General features: G+C 33.6%; 16 protein-coding genes and 1 pseudogene. 9 read left to right on the top strand and 8 right to left on the bottom strand.

What is annotated here, in order from left to right; genetic code table 11:
• Positions 1 to 3 precede the first annotated feature (3 nt).
• Positions 4 to 489 carry a ribonuclease domain-containing protein gene (locus tag VIX88_RS11805; RefSeq protein WP_153926868.1) on the top strand — a complete coding sequence of 162 codons (486 nt, stop codon included), beginning with the start codon at positions 4 to 6 and terminating at the stop codon, positions 487 to 489.
• Between the two features lie 79 nt (positions 490 to 568).
• On the opposite strand, the gene VIX88_RS11800 is transcribed toward VIX88_RS11805, so the two are convergent.
• The 4 genes from VIX88_RS11800 to VIX88_RS11785 form a co-directional block, all read right to left on the bottom strand.
• Positions 569 to 1,251, bottom strand: a protein-coding gene (locus tag VIX88_RS11800; RefSeq protein WP_127919841.1) for an IS1 family transposase whose coding sequence is annotated in 2 segments (ribosomal slippage) — positions 569 to 924 and positions 924 to 1,251 — 684 coding nt in all. Because the reading frame shifts where the segments join, the coding sequence is not laid out codon by codon here.
• A gap of 41 nt (positions 1,252 to 1,292) precedes the next feature.
• Complete coding sequence (locus VIX88_RS11795) at positions 1,293 to 1,862, bottom strand: hypothetical protein (protein ID WP_064971107.1); 570 nt, start codon at positions 1,860 to 1,862, stop codon at positions 1,293 to 1,295.
• A gap of 71 nt (positions 1,863 to 1,933) precedes the next feature.
• A complete protein-coding gene (locus tag VIX88_RS11790) occupies positions 1,934 to 2,521 on the bottom strand; it encodes a DUF3109 family protein (protein WP_064971106.1) in 588 nt (195 codons plus the stop codon).
• A complete protein-coding gene (locus VIX88_RS11785) occupies positions 2,518 to 3,438 on the bottom strand; it encodes a DUF6427 family protein (RefSeq protein WP_064971105.1) in 921 nt (306 codons plus the stop codon). The genes VIX88_RS11790 and VIX88_RS11785 overlap by 4 nt, the downstream gene beginning before the upstream one ends.
• 42 nt (positions 3,439 to 3,480) lie before the next feature.
• Between VIX88_RS11785 and VIX88_RS11780 the strand changes: the two genes are divergently transcribed.
• The 6 genes and pseudogenes from VIX88_RS11780 (at position 3,481) to VIX88_RS11755 (ending at position 10,296) form a co-directional block, all read left to right on the top strand.
• On the top strand, positions 3,481 to 3,714 hold the full coding sequence (locus VIX88_RS11780) for a hypothetical protein (RefSeq protein ID WP_004919626.1): 234 nt from the start codon (positions 3,481 to 3,483) through the stop codon (positions 3,712 to 3,714).
• A gap of 169 nt (positions 3,715 to 3,883) precedes the next feature.
• Positions 3,884 to 5,858, top strand: a pseudogene (locus VIX88_RS11775) (KUP/HAK/KT family potassium transporter).
• A gap of 26 nt (positions 5,859 to 5,884) precedes the next feature.
• On the top strand, positions 5,885 to 6,352 hold the full coding sequence (locus tag VIX88_RS11770) for a Fur family transcriptional regulator (protein WP_004919622.1): 468 nt from the start codon (positions 5,885 to 5,887) through the stop codon (positions 6,350 to 6,352).
• The gene (locus VIX88_RS11765; protein WP_004919620.1) at positions 6,352 to 8,103 is read left to right on the top strand and encodes an OstA-like protein; all 1,752 of its coding nucleotides are present in this window, start codon (positions 6,352 to 6,354) and stop codon (positions 8,101 to 8,103) included. Before VIX88_RS11770 ends, VIX88_RS11765 begins: the two co-directional genes overlap by 1 nt.
• Before the next feature lie 28 nt (positions 8,104 to 8,131).
• Complete coding sequence (locus tag VIX88_RS11760) at positions 8,132 to 9,313, top strand: aspartate aminotransferase family protein (protein WP_064971104.1); 1,182 nt, start codon at positions 8,132 to 8,134, stop codon at positions 9,311 to 9,313.
• Between the two features lie 269 nt (positions 9,314 to 9,582).
• A complete protein-coding gene (locus VIX88_RS11755; RefSeq protein WP_109475517.1) occupies positions 9,583 to 10,296 on the top strand; it encodes a hypothetical protein in 714 nt (237 codons plus the stop codon).
• A 293-nt stretch (positions 10,297 to 10,589) separates the two neighbouring features.
• Here the strand turns inward: VIX88_RS11755 and VIX88_RS11750 are convergent, their stop codons facing one another.
• On the bottom strand, positions 10,590 to 11,468 hold the full coding sequence (locus tag VIX88_RS11750) for an IS982-like element ISRa1 family transposase (RefSeq protein ID WP_127919822.1): 879 nt from the start codon (positions 11,466 to 11,468) through the stop codon (positions 10,590 to 10,592).
• A 74-nt stretch (positions 11,469 to 11,542) separates the two neighbouring features.
• Here VIX88_RS11750 and VIX88_RS11745 point away from each other — a divergent pair, with 74 nt between their 5' ends.
• The gene (locus VIX88_RS11745) at positions 11,543 to 12,067 is read left to right on the top strand and encodes a hypothetical protein (RefSeq protein WP_064971029.1); all 525 of its coding nucleotides are present in this window, start codon (positions 11,543 to 11,545) and stop codon (positions 12,065 to 12,067) included.
• 62 nt (positions 12,068 to 12,129) lie between these two features.
• Here the strand turns inward: VIX88_RS11745 and VIX88_RS11740 are convergent, their stop codons facing one another.
• From VIX88_RS11740 to VIX88_RS11730, 3 genes are all read right to left on the bottom strand, one after another.
• Positions 12,130 to 12,666, bottom strand: coding sequence for a thioredoxin family protein (locus tag VIX88_RS11740; protein ID WP_064971028.1), 537 nt, complete (start codon positions 12,664 to 12,666; stop codon positions 12,130 to 12,132).
• Between the two features lie 108 nt (positions 12,667 to 12,774).
• Positions 12,775 to 14,559: a peptide MFS transporter gene (locus tag VIX88_RS11735; protein WP_064971027.1), complete on the bottom strand. Its 1,785-nt coding sequence runs from the start codon at positions 14,557 to 14,559 to the stop codon at positions 12,775 to 12,777.
• A 156-nt stretch (positions 14,560 to 14,715) separates the two neighbouring features.
• The gene (locus tag VIX88_RS11730; protein ID WP_064971026.1) at positions 14,716 to 17,457 is read right to left on the bottom strand and encodes a TonB-dependent receptor plug domain-containing protein; all 2,742 of its coding nucleotides are present in this window, start codon (positions 17,455 to 17,457) and stop codon (positions 14,716 to 14,718) included.
• A gap of 317 nt (positions 17,458 to 17,774) precedes the next feature.
• On the opposite strand from VIX88_RS11730, the gene ligA reads away from it, so the two are divergent.
• Positions 17,775 to 19,790: an NAD-dependent DNA ligase LigA gene (ligA, locus tag VIX88_RS11725; protein WP_109475511.1), complete on the top strand. Its 2,016-nt coding sequence runs from the start codon at positions 17,775 to 17,777 to the stop codon at positions 19,788 to 19,790.
• The last annotated feature ends 301 nt before the right edge of the window (positions 19,791 to 20,091 follow it).

Raw genomic sequence — 20,091 nt, 5'->3', positions numbered from 1 at the left:
ACAATGAAATATCTTAATAATAAATGGATTTTCCTAGTTTTAGGACTATTAGCAGGGACTTTAATAGGAGTTAAATGTTTTCAGAAATCTAGCCCTGATGCTCTAAGTAATGTTACATCTGAAGCTAGCACAGGTGCGTCTTCCCAAGAAAGCAATCAGCAAGATATTGAGGTTCTTACAGAAGAAAACACCGTAATTGCTTATATAAAAGAACATCACGAACTTCCAGCGTATTACATTACCAAAAATGAAGCTAAAAAATCAGGGTGGAATCCTTCCTCTGGTAATCTTTGTGAAGTGCTGCCTGGGAAAGCTATTGGTGGAGATAAATTCCGAAATAGAGAAAATCAGCTTCCTCAAGGAGACCGTTACTACGAAGCAGATATCAACTACCAATGTGGTAGAAGAAATGCCGATAGGCTCATCTTTACAAAAGACGGTAAAGTGTGGATCACCAAAGACCATTACAAAACCTTTCAGGAGAAGTAATTATTTATCAATAAAAAAATCCCTTAGCTTTTTGCTAAGGGATTTTTGTTTTACTAACCTATATTTTAAAAGGGTATTGTTAAATTATTATATTCAATTCATTATTTAGTTTCAAGAACAAAAGTTTTAAAGAATTTTCCAACATTGTTTTTGACTTAGAGTAACACTTTGTTTTTCTTTTAAATCTCGCCAAATAATGCCTTATTCTACTGTTATATCCCTCCACTGTAAAGGTTTCTGCTTTGGAGGTTACGTGTCTTTCACTGGGTATCAGCTCTGAATAACTTTTCCAATAATCACTACAAAAAACATTTATATTTCTGTTTTTCAATTGCTCCCAAAGTTTTAAGAAGGTTTTTGTGTCCCGTTTGTCACAAATAAAACTGATGAACCTTTTTCTAAGTCTATCAACAGCAATCCAGCTCCAACAGTAGTTTTTTTATGCTGTACATAGCTGTGAATCTCATCTAATTCCACTATTTCAATAGGAACTTCATTTTTTGGAAGCTCTACAGATTCTCCCCATTTCTTAACCCATTGATAAACTGTTCCATAGCTAATATTTAATAGCCTCCCAATGGCTCGAAAGCCTAACCCTTCTAGATACATTTCTAAAGCAAGACGCTTTTGTTCTAGTGTTTTTACATCTGATTTTTTCTCAACACTGAAAAAATAGCCACAATCTTTACATTTATATCGCTGTCGCTCTCTGGCAAAGCCTGCTTTAATCTTATTGGATGATTGACATTTGGTACATTTCATTAGGCTAAATTATAAAAAATATATCAGATTAACAATGCCATTTAAAAGAATTTACCTCTTTGTCTCATATTGGGGTTATGTATGTGTTTCTGCATAGTAGGCATTTTAAGTTGGTCTTTCATCGTTTTAATATGCTCTGTCATCATACCCGAACTATCTAGCCTTTTCGCTTCTTCTAGAAGTCTTTGAGCCTCTTGTTTGCGTCCTCTTTGCATTGCTCCTGCCGCTAAATTAAGGGTTGCCATTGCACGATCGTGTTTCATATTCAGACCGTATTCCAAAGCCTTTTTCATTAGAGGTTCTACCTTTCTAGGCTCATCTTGAGCTAGAGTAAGCCCTTGTAAGTAATGATAATAACCGTATTGCGAACGGTGCAACTGACTTTTATAATTCTTTATAGAGGCTAACCATTGTGCGGCTTTAGGGAAGTTCTGCTTTCTTAACTGCCAAAACGCAAGAAGGATAAACTCATTTTTGAAGAATAATATAATAGGCAACGAGGATAGTAACACCATTACAATACCCCAACCTATATTTCTATTAAACATCAAATAAACACCAAAAGCTATCATAAGGGCAGCTACCACCAGTTTAATATACTTATTATTCATCTGTTTTAGTTGTTTTTTAGTTAAGATTTTTGCAAAGATAAGCCATATTCTTCAAAGAAGCCAAGTTTCTACTACTCACGATTACCAAAAGCTCGTTCGTATTCTTCCGCAGCTTCCGTTAATGTTTGGTAAAAACCTTCTCCATACTTTCTGATTAAAGGTGTTTTTAGAAACTTATACACAGGTACTTTAAGTTCTTTTCCTAAAGCACAGGCATCGCTGCATATCTTCCACTCATGATAGTTAAACGCTGTAAAAGTAGAGTATTCTGTAATTCTAATAGGGTACAAGTGGCAGGAGATTGGTTTTTGCCAATCGATAGCTCCTTCTTCATAAGCCTTCTCTATACCACATTTGGTAATGCCATTTTCATCAAAAATAACATAAGCACAATCTCTATTATCAATCAGTGGTGTTACCAAATCGCCCTCAAAATCTTCTACAGAAGTTCCTTGCTCTTCTATGGCTTTAATTCCTTCTGGACGAAGATAGCTTTTAATTTTAGGATAAATATCCTCTAATATCTTTACTTCCGGCTGCTCTAGTGGAGCCCCAGCATCTCCCTCTATACAACAAGCCCCCTTACACTTGTTAAGGTTGCATACAAATTCCTCCGAGAACAAATCCTCCGAAATTAGTTTATCTTCTATCTGAATCATAAATTTATTATTTCTTTAATATCTAAAAAAGTTCCTATTTTAAACAAAACTAAACTCAAAACTACCACCCAAAGCCCTAGCTCTTGCATCCAATATTTAGGCATAAATCTTAGTGCTCTACTTACGATGATACTTACTGGTAAGGCTATGAATAACAGATACTCATACACTGTACCCATATATAAAAATATTGTTATAGATTGAGTGAGTGTGTATAGCAATATAAAGGTGTATTTAAACCTACTAATAGGGCTTTTCTTATTAAAATGAATAAAATGATTAGCAACGGCGTAAAACACCATCAGCAAAACAGGTAACAGAAAATACAACGGATAGTAATTCTCTTGAAATCGAGGAGAAATTAAAGGCAGGTAAGCTGAATTAAATGAATTGCTCCCAAGGAGATACATCACCCCAAAGTAAGACAATAATACTAGCATAAAACCAAAAACTAGCCTAAATATATTGAGCCCTATTTTATCTGAAGTTGCTATTAAATGGATAATTACAAAAATGGTAAATGCCCACACTGTAGGTAAAAATAAATATCCTAAAGCTAGTAATGCTCCCACAATCAGATAGTAATTTTTCTTAAAAACTTCCTCTCCAGTGGTCAAAATAAGCAATACAAATGCATTAGTAAAAAGGTTAAAGGCTATCCCAATATCTAAATTACCTTCATAGAAAGCAAATACAATAAAGGTATAGATAAAAAACGGCACATGCCTGTTATAATTAAGACCTATCTTATTGAATAAAAAATACCCTAAAGCAATACCTGTGAAGCTAAACAATCCAGAAAAAACCTCTACCGTATTGATATTTAAAGCATTAAAACCGATTACCATAAGAAACAAAACACCTATATAGATAGGAATAGAAAAAATTTTAATTTCATTTGAGAGTAATCTGAACATTTTTTATAACTTTGTGCAAAGTTAATTTAAAAAAGAAAAACAATGACTTCTTTCTGGTTATTTTTAAGCGATTTATTTAAATGGTCTTTTGGATTCTATGATGCTGCTGGTAATGTTTTAAACTGGGTTTTATTTTTACTAGGTTGTGGGTTCTTCATCTACTGGTGCTATACATTAGTAGTTACTTTAGGAGGAGATAAGGATAAGGAATACCATTCACCTACGGAAGGTAAGTTCCCTTACTACGATACCAATATTTATAAAAAAGAAGGTTAATCCTTCATTATAAGAATATAACAAAACCCTATATTTTAACAATATGGGGTATTTTTGTTATACTTCATAAACCATTCATCTTTTCTAGTTGTAAAAGAAAGTTCAAAAATTTCTTTAGCTATATCGAAATTTGATTTAATTTTGCTCTTATTTTTAATTCAAAGATTAAATGTCTACACTTAACGGAGAGCATTCTCATTTTGACACAAAAAAGCTCTCAATCATTGGAGTATTAGTCTCTTTAGGTATTGTTTTCGGAGACATAGGTACTTCTCCTCTCTATGTAATGAAAGCCATTGTTAATGCTAGAAAAGATGCTTCTATTCCTTTTGATGAATATATAGAAGGGGCTCTTTCTTGTATCATTTGGACGCTTACAATTCAAACCACTATAAAATATGTACTCGTTTCTTTAAGGGCAGATAATAAAGGAGAAGGTGGTATTTTAGCATTATTTTCACTAGTCAAAAATCTAAAAAAAGGGTGGCTATACCTAATTGCAATACTGGGTGCTTCTGCACTGATTGCAGACGGAGTAATAACACCATCACTTACAGTAATGTCTGCTATTGAGGGGTTGAAAATTTACAATCCTGAGACTCCAGTAGTTCCCATTACATTGGGGATATTAGTAGCAATCTTCTTTGTGCAACAATTTGGAACTTCGTTTATAGGTAAATTTTTTGGACCTGTAATGGTACTTTGGTTTTTAGCACTAGGAGGCTTTGGTTTTTTTCGTTTAACGGAAGACTTAGAAGTTTTAAAAGCCTTTAATCCTTACTATGCTTATAAACTTATAACACATTCGCCTAGTGCCATTATTATCATGGGAGCGGTATTCCTTTGTACTACAGGAGCAGAAGCTCTTTACTCTGATTTGGGACATTGTGGCGCTAAAAATATTAGAGTGAGCTGGGTATTTGTTAAAATAATGCTTATTCTCAACTATTTAGGTCAGGGAGCTTGGATATTAAAATATAATCACGAAACTCTTGGCAGTCTCAACCCTTTCTTTGGAATAATGCCTGATTGGTTTGTTTTACCTTCAGTAATACTGGCTACTTTAGCAGCTATTATTGCTAGTCAAGCCCTTATTACAGGTTCTTTTACGATATTTTCAGAGGCAATGTCGCTTAACTTTTGGCCTATCCATAAAATAGATTACCCTTCTGGTGTTAAAGGACAAATGTATATTCCTAAAATTAATTGGGGACTTCTCCTTATGTGTATAGTAGTGGTGCTTTACTTCAAAGAATCCGAAAAAATGGAAGCCGCTTACGGACTTTCTATCACGGTAACTATGCTTGCTACTATCTTTCTTCCTTATCAAAAAACGAGTTAATAAGTTATTGATTTTTTTATTTTTAGGTATTTATGGTACAATAGAACTAGGCTTTTTCAGTGCTAATGTGATAAAATTTCACGAAGGCGGTTGGATTACGGTAGTTCTTGCTGGTTTTATAGGCATTTGTATGTATGCTTGGTATAATGGTAGAATGATAAAAAACAGATTTATAAAATTTGTAAAACTAGAGAATTATATTTCTACGATTAGAGATTTAAAACTAGACGATAGTGTGCCTAAATATGCTACCAACCTAGCCTTCTTCAGCCGTGCTAAAAGGGAAGATGAAATAGAGTCTAAGATTATTTATTCTATAATTAGAGCCCAACCTAAGAGAGCTGATCATTATTTTATACTGAACATCATCAATCAAGAAAACCCTTATACTTTCAAATATGAAATAGATGAAGTGTTACCTGGTACGATTTATAAAATCAATTTCTTGTTAGGGTTTAAAATAGATAGAAGAATTAACGATTATTTCCAAGACGTATTGGAAGATATGATGAACTCTGAGATTATCTCTGATAAGAGTAACTATCCATCGCTTAGGAGCCATAATATTCCTCCAGATATGAAGTATGTGATTATAGATAATGTCTATATAAATGACAATCTTTTCACCATAAAGGAAAAAATTACGATGAATATTTATAACTTTGTAAAAAAATTAGGTAGCAATGATTTTAAAGCCTTTGGGCTTGCCACTCATAATGTGGTGGTAGAATCTGCTCCACTTTTGTATTCAGCAGCTGGAGACAAGCGTATACAAATGGATAATTTTAAAACAAGTAACTAAATAAATCTAGAAAATAATAGTACCTAATGGAACATCAAGAGAAAGATATAGAAATAATAAAAGACGCTCTAAAACAGTATTTACAAGAAAACGGATTTAGAAACACGCCTGAGCGATACACTATATTAGAGGAAATCTATAAACTTGATGAACACTTTAATGTAGATGACCTCTACCTCATTATGCTTAATAAGAAGTATCATGTGAGTAAAGCCACCATCTACAATAGTATAGAAATTTTTCTAGATGCAGGACTTATTCGTAAGCACCAGTTTGGTGAAAAATCTATGACTTCGGCTTCTTATGAAAAATCTTTCTTTGATAAACAGCACGACCATTTGGTAATCTATAAAAAAGAAGGTAGCAAAGAAATTGCAGAAATTATAGAATTTTGTGACCCTCGTATCCAAGGAATTAAAGATTCTATAGAAGAAATATTTGGCGTGAAAATAGAAAATCATTCGCTTTATTTCTACGGTCATAAAAAAGCATAATGAGGCTAATTATACTCGTACTAATGTGCTTAGGGTTTTCTGCATTGGCTCAGCAGAAAGAGAAAGCCTCTACAACACCATTGGTAAAAGATGCGTATTTTAAACCAAACCCTAATACCAAAGGTACTGTTGCAGGAAATGAAGAAAAGTTAAAGCATATTCACTCAGACTCTTTGGTTAGACGTCCTGATTTATATGAAGGTAATCCTGTATTTATTGGTAATGTAGAGTTTCAACATCAAGGCTCAGTTTTAAAGGCAGATAAGGTTGTATTTTACCAGAATGACAACTTTGTAAAAGCAATAGGTAATGTAGTGCTTACCACTGCCGAAGGCAACCGCATTACTTCCCAAGAAATGGAATACGATAGTAAAACTCAAAGAGGTATCGCAAGAAAAAATGTGGTGCTTACAGACCCTCAGCAAACCATAAAAACAGAAACACTTTATTACGACCGTTTACCCAATACAGCTTATTTTAATTCGGGTGGAACCATTTATAATGGTAAAAATACTATTTGGACGCAAGTGGGCACCTATAACATCAACACACAGACGATAGATGTTTCGGGTAATGTAAGTATTGACAACGATAAATATCGTGTAGAAGGTTCTAAAATCATTCAAAATCAAAAAACTAATATAGCAGAATTTTTAGGAGCAACAAAAGTTATCAATAAACAAAATCCTAGAAATTATGTTTATACAGAAAAGGGGCGTTACCTTATGACTTCCAAAGAGGTGTATCTCAATAAAAACTCTAGAATACATTACAATGGGAAAGTCCTCACGGGAGAAACCATGTATTATAACCAAAATACAGGCTACGGTACAGCTAAGGGAAATGTCTATTTAGATGACCCAAAAGAGAACCGATTTATCAAAGGAGGTTATGGCGAAATCTATGAGTTCAAAGATTCAGCTATGGTAACAGAAAAACCTTATGCTGTAAAGATAATGAAAGAAGACTCTATCTACTTTGGAGCAGAAAAAATATTAGCCTTCCAAAAACCAGATAGCACAGGAGTAAAAAAGAGTTACCTTAGAGCTTTTCATAAAGCTAGAATTTTTAAATCTAATTTCCAAGGTAGAGCCGATTCTCTAAGTTTCAATGAAACTGATGGTATTTTACACCTCATGGGAAAACCGATATTTTGGACAGGACAAAAACAAATCTCAGGAGATAAAATAGAGGTGTATATGAATACCCAAAAGGAAGAATTAGATTCCATCAAAGTAATAGGAAATGCTTTTGCAATTAGCAAAGCCGATTCGCTCAATAACAAAGATGAGTTCAACCAAGTGAAGGGTAATTTTATGACAGCGTTTTTTGTAGATGGAGAACTTAAACTTACCAAAGTGGTGGGCAATGCACAAGCCATTACCTATGCTGATTCTCAAGACGAAAAAACAAAACAAGTTGACCGTATTGGCATCTCGTTTTCTACTTGTGGAGCGATAGAAGCTTTGTTTGAAGAAAAAAAGGTGCAAATCATCTCGTGTAATATTGGTGCGAATACCGATGTGTATCCGATGAGTATGGTAAACAAAGAAAAACGATTTTTTCCAGATTTCAATTGGAATACCAAAGACCGACTGAAACATTGGAAAGACATTTTCCTAGACACGCCTGACTATCCTGAAACAGAGTATATTTCTGATGACAGCCTTTACCAAAAAGCTCAAGAGCTGAAACAAAAGCAAGAAGAAGCAAAAAGGAAAAACGAACCCAAAAGAAAAAAACGAAACTAATATTCACTTTTTAACCTCTCATTAGACCATGCAACAAGATTTCTTTAAGTATCAAGCTCAAACCACACCTTTTGCCTCAGGTTTTGAAGCCGAAAGAGCAGAAGGAAACTATATTTACGGAAAAGATGGCAAAGCCTATCTAGACTTTGTAGCAGGAGTATCTGCCAATACTTTGGGACATTCGCACCCAAAAATCATCAATGCAATTAAGGAACAGGCAGATAAATACCTTCATATAATGGTCTATGGAGAGTATGCACAAGAGAAACCTGTGGCATTATGTAAACTACTAGCAGAGGCTACTCCTGCACCATTGGAGGTAACCTATTTGGTTAATAGCGGAGCCGAAGCCATAGACGGAGCATTGAAACTCGCTAAAAGATACACAGGGAGAGAGGAAATCGTAGCTTTCAAAAATTCTTATCACGGTAATACCCATGGAGCATTGAGTGTTTCTGGTAATGAGGTGCATAAAAGAGAATTTCGTCCATTGTTGCCTATGGTTTCGTTCATAGAGTTTAATAATGAGACAGATTTAGACCAAATCACAGAAAAAACCGCAGGCGTTATTGTAGAAACCATACAAGGAGCGGCAGGTTTTCTAGTGCCTAGTCCAAACTATCTTATCCAACTAAAAAAAAGATGCGAAGAGGTAGGTGCTTTACTCATACTAGACGAAATACAGCCAGGTTTTGGACGAACAGGCAAACTGTTCGCATTTGAACATTTTGGCATCGTGCCAGACATTCTAGTGATGGGCAAAGGTATGGGCGGAGGCGTTCCAGTAGGAGCATTTATGAGTTCTAGGGAAATTATGCAAAGCCTTTCTCATTCGCCTAAATTGGGGCATATCACCACTTTTGGAGGTAACCCTCTGATAGCTGCGGCTAGTTATGCAACTTTAAAAGAAGTCCTAGAAAGTGAGCTAATGGAAGAAGTAGAAGAAAAAGAAGCTCTTTTTAGGCAACTATTAGTACACCCAAAAATCAAAAATATCAATGGTAAAGGGCTAATGTTAGCCGTTAATCTAGGTTCACCAGAATATACCCTCAGAGTGGCTAAAAAATGTATGGATAAAGGGCTTATTGTATTTTGGCAGCTGTACCGAAACGAATATCTGAGAATTTCGCCACCGCTTACGCTAACAAAAGAGGAAATACAGAAAGGGTGTCAAATTATACTAGAGACCTTAGACGAAGAACCATTATAACATTAGGCGTATAAGTTTTATAAATATTTGGGAGTGCCCCAAGCCGAGACTATTCCCTAGGCTGATGGGTCGGTCTTTGGGCAGTCGGTCTTTTTTAGCCGAAGCTCTCCAGCGGCTAAGCCTAACCTTTCTTCACCTCCAAAAAAAAGGAGCTACAACAATGCCCTCCGCCCTCACGCAGTAAAGCTCTAAAAAATATTCTACTGCTATTTTAAATCTACTGAAGTTAGTATATATTTGTCAATAGTATATTTTTTTCTAAAACACTAATGCAAATAATTGATAAGAAACAAATAGAGAGATATGAGTTGGAAAAATTCATATCAAATGAAGAACTAAAGTTTAGAGTTTATAATATCAAAAATTCTGAAACACCAGATTTTATCGTGAATATTGACAAAAAATTAATTTCAATTGAACATACAAGGTTAATTAATCCTAAACTTAAGCAAGTTGAAGCATATAGAGAAAAAATAATCAATCTAGCTCAAAAAAAATTCAACCAAAAATATAATGCAGACCTATATGTATTAATTACTTTTAAAAATATAAAGCTCAACGGAGGAAAAAGTTCAGAACAAAAATATGTTGACGAAGTTTTTAATCTAGTTGAAACTGTTTATTTAAATAATAAAAATTTTAATTTTTCAGTACAATCTAAAATTAATAAGTCAGTATCAGAAAGTATTTCTCATTTTTCAGTATATAATACAAGAGAAATGAATCACTGGCAACATTTTGGTGCTTGGAAAGTAGACTTTATAGATAAGGATTGGCTAAAAGATATTATTAAAAAAAAGGAAAATAATATCTGCAAATACACTGAAAAATACACTGAAAACTGGCTTTTACTTGTTTCTAATTTTGGAACAAAGGCTTCTTCTAGTAGAACTGATTTTATAGATTTTTCTGATATTGAAAGTAAGTTTGATAAAATTTTCATACATAATTTTATAGCAGATAAAGTCACAATAATCAAATAATTTCTCTAGATAGGCTAAATATGACACGAAAATAAATTTATATCCTGAAAGATTAAAAAACTTAAATAATAAACTCTTACCTTTATATAAGTATTCAAAAATCATAGACACACAACTTTAAAACAACATCAAAATAAAACATCTCTAGAAAACTTATAAAAAACTTATTTACCAAATCGTGAAAGAGCCAAGAATTATCAGATTTACAGCACAGTTTAAACAATGCATATATCTAAAAATAAAAAGCATGAAGAAATTTGCACTTCTAAACCTAATATTACTCGTTGTGCATTTTAAATAATACTGATTTTTAGATGATTTAATTTTCTTTGGAAGATAAATTTATTGATATATTGAATAACCGTTGCGGCGGTTATTTTACTGATTATCCTTGTTTTAAAGCCTTCAAAAGTTTTAGCATAGTTTCTTTTAATCATAAATTGGTCGCAAAGTTGAGAGAAAAATGTCTCAATTCGTTTTCGCTTTTTCTTGTACAATGAAAATTGAGGAATATAATCTTTCTGATTACTTCTCATTGGTGTATCTAATTTAATATTAGCATAGTTAAATAAATCTATTTGAACTTTTGCTGATAAATAGCCTCTATCTCCAATTAAAGTACAGTTTCGCATTTGCTCACCAATATCTTTTAAATAGTGGATGTCGTGAACGGATGCAGGGCTTATATCAAAATTCTTAATCACACCATTTAAAGAACATACTGCGTGTAGTTTATAGCCATAGAAATATAATTTCTGTGAAGCACAATAACCATATGTTGGTGAAGAATAGGATTGCTCTTTACAAATTTTTGAACGAGTAGAACGAGCATTTTCACAAACTTTCATTGGCATGCTATCAACGATAAAAATATCTTCAAACTCATTGAACTCCATCGAAATACGCTGTCTAATTTGCTCTGTTTGTAGGGATAGTCTTCGTTTTCGCTTATTGTAAACACTTCTTTCAATTTTGTTTATCAGAGAGTTTGGCAATTTTCTAAATAACTGTAATTCGCTATCAATACTCAAGTATTCAGCAGTAATATTAAGACTTATGACTTCTAAATCGCTCATTTTAGGTGTTCTTCTCTGATAACTAATCAGTTGATTTTCTGAAAAAAGTCCTAAAACTTCCAAAATTCTTTCATATATTTGCTCTATGTTGTTCATTTATATCGTTTTATAGCAAAAACAATATACTTATTTTCAGTCTAATAAACAACTCTTGTTTTTTTCATTTCATAATGCACAACGGGTTAATATTCTTTTTCTATTTTACTGCATTTGCACAATCAAACAATCAAGAAAAGCCTGTAGTAATTTATAAAAATGAAATTAGTACACCACTTTTTGAAATGAATGGGAAACTATATCCTTCGCTAGTTTTATCCACTTTAAAAAATCTAGATATTGAATCTATAAATATCAGTAAGGGAAGTTTTGAACTTGATGGAAAAAGTTACAATGGAAAAATTATTATAAAAACGAAATCAGGATTTAATACTAAGTTAATAACAGTTAAACAACTGGTATCCAAGTATACTAATTTAAAAGATAACGATAATTACATTTATAGCGTTAATACAGAAATCATCAACTCTGATGCCGACTCTACCTTTATCTATGAGAAAAACATCACACAGATTACAGTATACCAACTTGACAAAATCAATAGCTTAAAAAATATGAACTTTATTGAGATTTTCACTAAAACAGATAAAAAATATTCTAAAGAAAATAATTTTATTATACGAGGTAACGAACCTTGATTCAAAATAAAAGCCTCATTTAGTAATGAGGCTTTTAATATGAATGACTTGTGTAAAACAATTTATTTAATAACCGATTTAAACTTCTTTTGGAAGTTTTCCCACTGCTCTTTTGTTTCTATTTTTTTATATTCATCTTTGTAAAATAGAGAAAGATAAAGTTCTAACTCTTTAGGTCTAAAAGCTCCAACCAAATTAGTAATAGGCTTACCTGTTTCATCTAAAAAAACTGTTGTTGGGTAAGCACTCACATTTAGAAATCTCGCTAACTCATGTGGTGCATTTCTGCCTGAAACATTGGCTCTATAATTGGGATTTGAGAATGTTCTATTTTGATAATGTGTCACTTCGTTACCTTCTCCATTAAACTTAACGGCATAATAATTTTCGTTGATAATTTTAGCTATTTCTGGGTGTCCATAAGTTTCTTTCTCCATTAGTTTACAAGGACCACACCATGGAGCATATACATCTAATAAGATTTTCTTAGGTTTAGTCTTTTGAGCCGCCATAGCTTCATCAAAGGTAAGCCATTTAACCTCTTGTGCCAAAGCTAAGTTAATTAAAAATAAACTAAATATTAGTATTACCTTTTTCATTATCAATTTTCTTTAATTAGGTAACAAATGTACATAATTCTTTTTAAATCAAAATAGTTATAAAATCAAAAACTCTGAATCTTGAGATTCAGAGTTTTTAAAAATATGCTATTTAACACCGTGCATCATTTTAACCAAATACTTACTTAGTAAAAATAAAATAACTGAAGATATACCAGACATAAATACAAATAACATAAAGAAATCATATAAGCTAGCTACTTTAAATCCTAAAAAAGATTTTTCTTTTACTACTTGAGCTTTCTCTATTTCTAATTTTATATTTTGTTTCAAGTCTTCATTCTTAATATCCGCTACAGTAATCTTATCAAAAGGTATCATATTTTGCCCATCAATCTGAACAACATTCTTCTTGTCTTTGATATTAAAATCTTTATTTATGAGGGAAGTATTTACTTCTTTTTCAAAATTCTGAACCTTATCTACAGAAACATATGATTGTGGATAAAAAGAAGATAATGTTCCTGCAAATTTATTAGCTGTTGCTGTACTTAAAAACCAAACTCCCATTAGTAATGAAACAAATCTTACAGGAGCAAGTTTATTAACCATAGATAGACCTATAGGAGAAAGACATAACTCTCCGAATGTATGTATAGTATATAAACTCACTAACCACATCATACTTACTTTTACCCCAGGAGCTAAACCTTTTACTCCAAAAGCAATTACTAAATATCCTAAAGCTAGTAAAAATAAACCGATAGCTTGTTTGTAAGGAGAAGCTGGTTCCATTTTTCTTTTGCTCAGAGCAGACCATATAACAGCAAATATAGGAGCAAAAACAACAATCGCTACTGCATTGATTGACTGGAAATAAGATGCTGGTACTACTTTCCCTAATAAATGTCTATCCGTTTGTTCTTCTGCAAAATAAGTTAATGAAGCTCCAGCTTGCTCAAAAGCAGACCAAAAGAATATAACAAAGAAAGCTACTATATATATTACCCAAATTCTCTTCTTTTCAATTTTAGTTAATGATGGGTCAGATATGATATACCCCGGAGCTGCTAATGTTAGAGAAAAAATAAAAGCACCTATTAAGTCTTTATTACCATCATCTCCACTCATTAAAAAGTAAAAAGCACCTAATAAAACTAACCAAATAACACCCCATATTATCATCAACTTTGTAGCAGCAGCTTTTTTTGTAGCATTAGTATTATCTACCAAATTAGCCCCAGCCACATCATCCTTCACAGAAGTTTCACTAACAGTTGGTTTCCCACCTATAGCTTCTCCTTCTGGAGTAACTAAATACTTATTTTTAAATAGTACAAAGATAATAACACTCAGAATCATTCCTATACAAGCAACTAAGAACCCCCATTTGAAATCTGCAGCATTACCTGTATCTCCTAAATATCCACATAATAAAGGAGCTATAAAAGCACCAAGGTTAATCCCCATATAAAAAATAGTGAACGCTCCATCTACTCTACTATCATTTTCAGAATACAGTTGCCCAACCATGGACGAAATATTTGGTTTAAAAAATCCATTCCCAAAAATTAAGAATCCCAAACCAGAAAACATAAATAAAGGTGCAATTTCTTTACTCTCATATAAATACCCTGACATAAACATAAGGAATTGACCTAAAGCCATTAAAATACCTCCAACAATTATAGATTTTCTGTTTCCCCAGTATCTATCAGCTATATATCCTCCAATTAAAGGAGTTAAATATACTAGTCCAGTGTAACTACCATAAATCTGAGCACCTAGCCCCTTATCAAACATTAAAGCTTTAGTCATAAATAATACAAATAAAGCTCTCATACCATAATAACTGAAACGTTCCCACATTTCCGTTACAAATAAAAGGTATAATCCCGCTGGATGCCCTTTTTTACTGACTGTTGTATCCATATAATTTTAGAATAGTTATTATTATTTTGTTAAAAGACCAACAAATATAGTCTTTTTTGGAGTTCTACAAAGAAACCAAGTTAAAAAATGTTAAATTCTTTTAAAATCAAAGTGAAAATGCTACTCTATTTTCATAAAGTAGCATTATTATAAAGTTTAAAAGTTGAAGCTTAATCTAGAAAATACATATCTTCCGTTAAGTCCAAACTGCGAGGTTGCTCTTGTATAAACAAACTGTCCATTACTAGTAGAAACAGGAAGATTTCGGCTAGGATAAACATCAAATAGGTTGTTAGCTCCTAGCGTAAAGGTAATTTTAGGAGAAAAAGCATATCCGATAGATAAATCTGTAACTACTCTATCCGTCATTATTTGGTGCTCGTTAGGCAACGTAACACCATCGCCGTTTGCATCTACTACATCAGCTCCCGTTACTTTTCCGAAATAGCTATTTCTTAAGTAAACATTTAGTTTTTTGTAACTAAAGTTATGGGAAAGCCCCGCTTTAAATCTAGGAATGGCTTCTTCTACATAAACCCTAGAGCGCTCAGAAAAATAAGTATCATCTAAACCCGCTACTTTAAGCACTGGTGAAGAGTGTATTTCTCCTACCCTCCTTGTTTGGCTAAGGTTAAGAGCAAAATCATTGGTAAGTTTAAAATCTCCGCTCTTAAAATCGTGGCTTACCACTACATCTAACCCTTTGGTTTCCGTATCTATGGCATTAGCAAAAAACTGTGCTGCATTTACATTAGCCTGTGTAAATAGATTCTGAAGCTCTGTATTAGAACCCGCTCTGAATGTATCTGTAAGCACAATCCTATTGTTGATACGTGTAAAATAAGCATCTCCTGTAATATTTAACCTTACAGATGGAATACGATAGGTAAATCCTGCACTTACCGATTGTGAAGTTTCTTGTTTTAGTTTAGGAATACCTAAAAGATTAGCAATTTGGGAATAATTATTAAAAGTTCCCACCTCTTGTAGCTGTCCATTAACTAATAATGTAGAAGTGGTATTATAATAAATTTGGTGTACAGATGGTGCTCTAAACCCCGTAGAACCCGCTAGACGAAAATTAAGATTATCCGTAGCTTTTATCCTAGAAGCTAATTTATAGTTTAGTGTAGAACCAAAGTCTGAATAGTTTTCAAAACGTGCTGCAGCTGCAACTAAAACCCTTTTAGTGAAATTGGCTTCCACATCTGCATAGAAAGCATAAGAACTTCTACCATTGCTACCCGCATTCTCTGCACGGAAGCCTCCAAATACCTGAGAGCCACCTGGCAATACATTGCCAAAGAAATCAGTAGGCTTTTGTAAGCTAAGTGTTTGTGCCGTTTGAGGATTTCCAAAAACATCATAAGTAAGATAAGATACTGGCTCTCCTGCTCTAATTTTGAAATTTTCAGTTCTTTGTTCTGCTCCGAAGGCTAAATTAAGTCCTTCCCAAACATCATAACTTCTATAAACATCTAGGTTAAGTGTATTTTGAAGAAAGCGTAGTCCACCTGCATCAAATTCGCTTGGAGAGTTAAATCTCAATGAGGTATTACCTGAGTTTTTCACATTATAATCAAAGCTATTTTGCCCAAAAGTATTACTAAAATCCACACGCCATTCTCCTAGACTTCCTTTGATACCAGCTGCTAATGAAAGGTCTTCTATATTAGTAGTAATATTCGGAAGAAAACCATCTAAATTAAGCCCTGTAAAAGTTCGGAACTGATTAGGCTTTCTATAGAAACCTCCTGAAGTTCCATTTCTGAAACTATATCCACCAAAGGTATAGACTTTCCATACATCATTCAATGGGACTTCTATATTAGCAAAAAATTGATGGGTACTAAGTTTGGATTGTCCTACGAGCATATTAAAATCTTTTCGGTTAAGACCTCTGTATGCTAGTTCTTGATTGGTCACGTCTTCCGACAAAATTTTTTGTAAGCTACTAATACTATTCGCTCCCTGTATTTTACTTTGGAAATCAGACGAAAAGTAGGATACCTTTTGAGAGTAATTGTGAATATAATCTACCAATTGCTGCTGGTTGGGCGTGGTATTGATATTTGTAAATAGTGAGGATAGATTAACGCCTCCCTCTGCCGCTCTTCGTTCTATAGCATTATAAGCATTAAAGATTTTCCCTTCTTCCTCGTTGGCACGGTAGGTAGGATTTCTGAATTGAGATGACCAAGTAAGGTTATAGAAACCTCCTTTAGAACCTATTTTATTACCGTAGTTTAAATCTATCTGAAAGGTTTCTCCATCTATCCCTTTGGTGTGATTATTAGAAGCTTTACTTGGATTAACTCCAAATGAGAGCTGCCCCTCTAATTTACCTGTATTTCTTTTAAGATTGAGGTTCATTACTCCCGCAATGGCATCAGAACCATACTGTGCCGAAGCCCCATCTCTAAGTACTTCTAATTTACTAAGTGCAAAGGCTGGTATAGCGTTAAGGTCAGTACCTACAGTACCTCTACCTGGCGTCCCATTAACATTGATGAGAGCAGAAGTGTGTCTCCTTTTACCATTAACTAATACCAACACTTGGTCTGGACCTAAACCTCTAAGCTGTGCAGGGTCTAGGTGGTCTGTACCGTCGGCTCCCGTTTGTACGGTGGAAGTAAATGATGGAGCTACTACATTCAGCATTTGGTTGATATTGGTTTGAGGTAATGTAACGCTCATTTTCTGAACATCAAACACATCTACCGGAACAGGACTATCCGTTTTAGAGCGAGCTCCAGAACGGCTCCCTAGTAGTACTACCTCTTCTACTTGTTTAGTTTTTACAGAATCTTTTTTACTCTGCCCATAAAATTCACCTCCTGCAAAAAATAGCACTGAGGCTGTAAGGAGATAAGACTTCTTTTGTAATGAATTTTTCATATTATATATTTTTACAGATTATCTTCAGCAATAAAAAACCGCTTACTTTTTACAAGTAGCGGCTATATTTATTCTTGTTTGTATATTATCTATTTCTTTTTAACCTAATGTACAACCAACAGCCGCATCCTGTAAAAGACACATCATGAAACACGGCATTATTGAAATATTTTTATACAATTAAAATGGCTATTTAATGATGCAAATGTATTTACAATAATTGATTCTGCAAAATTTTAAACTACTTTTTTAATACAGAGAGATTAAATTCTATTACTTTCTTTTTTCTAAATTTGCCTTCAATAAAAAACATCAAAATGTCCCTAGACGATATTAAGTATAAAATAGAGGAATTAAGAGAAGAGCTACATCAACACAATTATAACTATTATGTTTTAGATACTCCTAGTATTTCAGACTATGAATTTGATATGATGCTAGAAGAGTTGAAAAACTTAGAACTCGCTTACCCAGAATTTATAGATGAAAACTCTCCTACACAAAGAGTTGGTGGAGGTATTACAAAAAATTTCCCTACGATAGAACATCGTTACCGAATGTACTCTCTAGATAACTCTTATAATTTTGATAATTTATCAGATTGGCAAAATCGTTTAGTTAAAAGTTTAGAAACCGATGATATAGAGTATGTAGCAGAACTTAAGTACGACGGAGCTTCTATCTCTATACTTTATGAAAACGGAGCATTAAAACAGGCTGTTACTAGAGGCGATGGTTTCCAAGGCGATGAAATCACCGCTAATGTAAAAACGATTTCGGACATTCCGCTAAAGATTAAGGGTGATTACCCAAACTCTTTCTACATCAGAGGAGAAATCTATCTTACGAAAAAGAATTTCGCACTCATCAATCAGTCTCGGGAAGAGGAAGGTTTAGACCTTTTTATGAACCCTAGAAATACTGCTAGTGGAAGCCTTAAAATGCAAGACAGTACGGAGGTTAGAAAAAGAAAACTTTCAGCGGTGCTTTATCAAGTAGTTTCGGAGGATACCTTTGTAAAAACACATTGGGAACTTTTAGAACAGACTAAAAAATGGGGATTCAAAACCTCACAACAAGCCAAACTTTGCAAAAATTTAGACGAAGTAAAAGCCTTTATTGATTATTGGGATAAAGAAAGACAACATCTTGATTTCGAAATAGATGGTATTGTAATTAAGGTTAATAGCCTTAAACAACAACAACTGCTAGGTTATACCGCTAAATCTCCAAGATGGGCAATGGCCTATAAATTTAAAGCAGAAAAGGTAGAAACACAACTAGAAAGTATCTCCTACCAAGTAGGGCGTACTGGAGCCATAACTCCTGTAGCCAACTTAAAACCAGTGCTCCTAGCAGGAACGGTAGTAAAAAGAGCCTCTCTACACAACGAGGATATTATAAGAAAACTCAACCTGCACAATCAAGATTTTGTTTATGTAGAAAAAGGCGGAGAAATTATCCCAAAAATTGTGGGTGTTAATGAGGAAAAAAGACAACCAAATGCAACATTAGTAGAATACATCAGCCATTGTCCAGAGTGCAATACGCCACTGGTGAGAAACGAAGGCGAAGCCGCACATTTTTGTCCCAACGAAGCCCATTGTCCTCCACAGGTAGTTGGAAAAATGATACATTATGTTTCCAGAAAAGCCCTCAATATAGAAAATTTAGGCTCCGAAACTATAGAACAACTTTTCAGAGAAGGACTTATTTCCAATATCGCCGATTTTTACACCCTAACCAAAGAACAGTTGTTGCCACTAGAAAGAATGGCAGAAAAATCTGCTCAGAACATTTTGGACGGTATTGAAAAATCCAAACAAATTCCATTTGAAAAAGTGCTATTTGGCTTAGGAATTAAACATGTAGGTGAAACTGTAGCCAAAAAATTGGTAAAAAACTTTCATACTATTGACGGACTAAAAAAAGCTACTTTAGAGGAACTCACAGAAGTAGAAGATGTAGGAATAAAGATAGCTGAAAGCCTCGTTAATTACTTTCAGAATGAAGAAAATATTGAAATCTTAGATAGACTAAAATCTTACGGTATCCAACTGGAACAAGAAGAAAATACCAACACAAAAGTAAGTGATGCTTTAGAAGGTAAGACCTTTCTATTTACTGGCAAATTATCCCTATTCACTCGAGAGCAAGCCGAGGAAATGGTAGAAAAGCATGGTGGCAAAAACATTTCCGCGGTATCCAAAAACCTCAACTATTTGGTGGTGGGTGAAAAAGCAGGAAGCAAACTTAAAAAAGCCCAAACTCTAGGCACAGTAACCATATTAGACGAACAAGAATTTTTGGATTTGATAAATACTGAGAGGTAAATTTCTTGAGAAGCTACTTTCCATTCTATCGAGAAATATTTCCCATCAGTTTCACACAATACTGACGGAGAAAAAAACTTAATGCCATGAAAATTTAGCAATGCTAATCTTGAAACAACTTAAAGACTGAAATAATGCATAATACATTTCAGATCAGGCAGCTATATATACCGTAATTATTTTTAGCAAAAAACCTTCGATGACACTAAATATAACCATACTCGCTCCAAATTCCGTAGGTTATTAGAGGAGAAGAGGAGAAGACGATAATTTGAATATAGCCAAAAGCCTTTTCAGATGC

Origin of the sequence: Riemerella anatipestifer, from assembly GCF_035666175.1 — a bacterium.
GTDB lineage: Bacteria > Bacteroidota > Bacteroidia > Flavobacteriales > Weeksellaceae > Riemerella > Riemerella anatipestifer_D.
The sequence above is the reverse complement of the archived record's forward strand: the minus strand, read 5'-3'. Positions and strand labels throughout refer to the sequence as shown.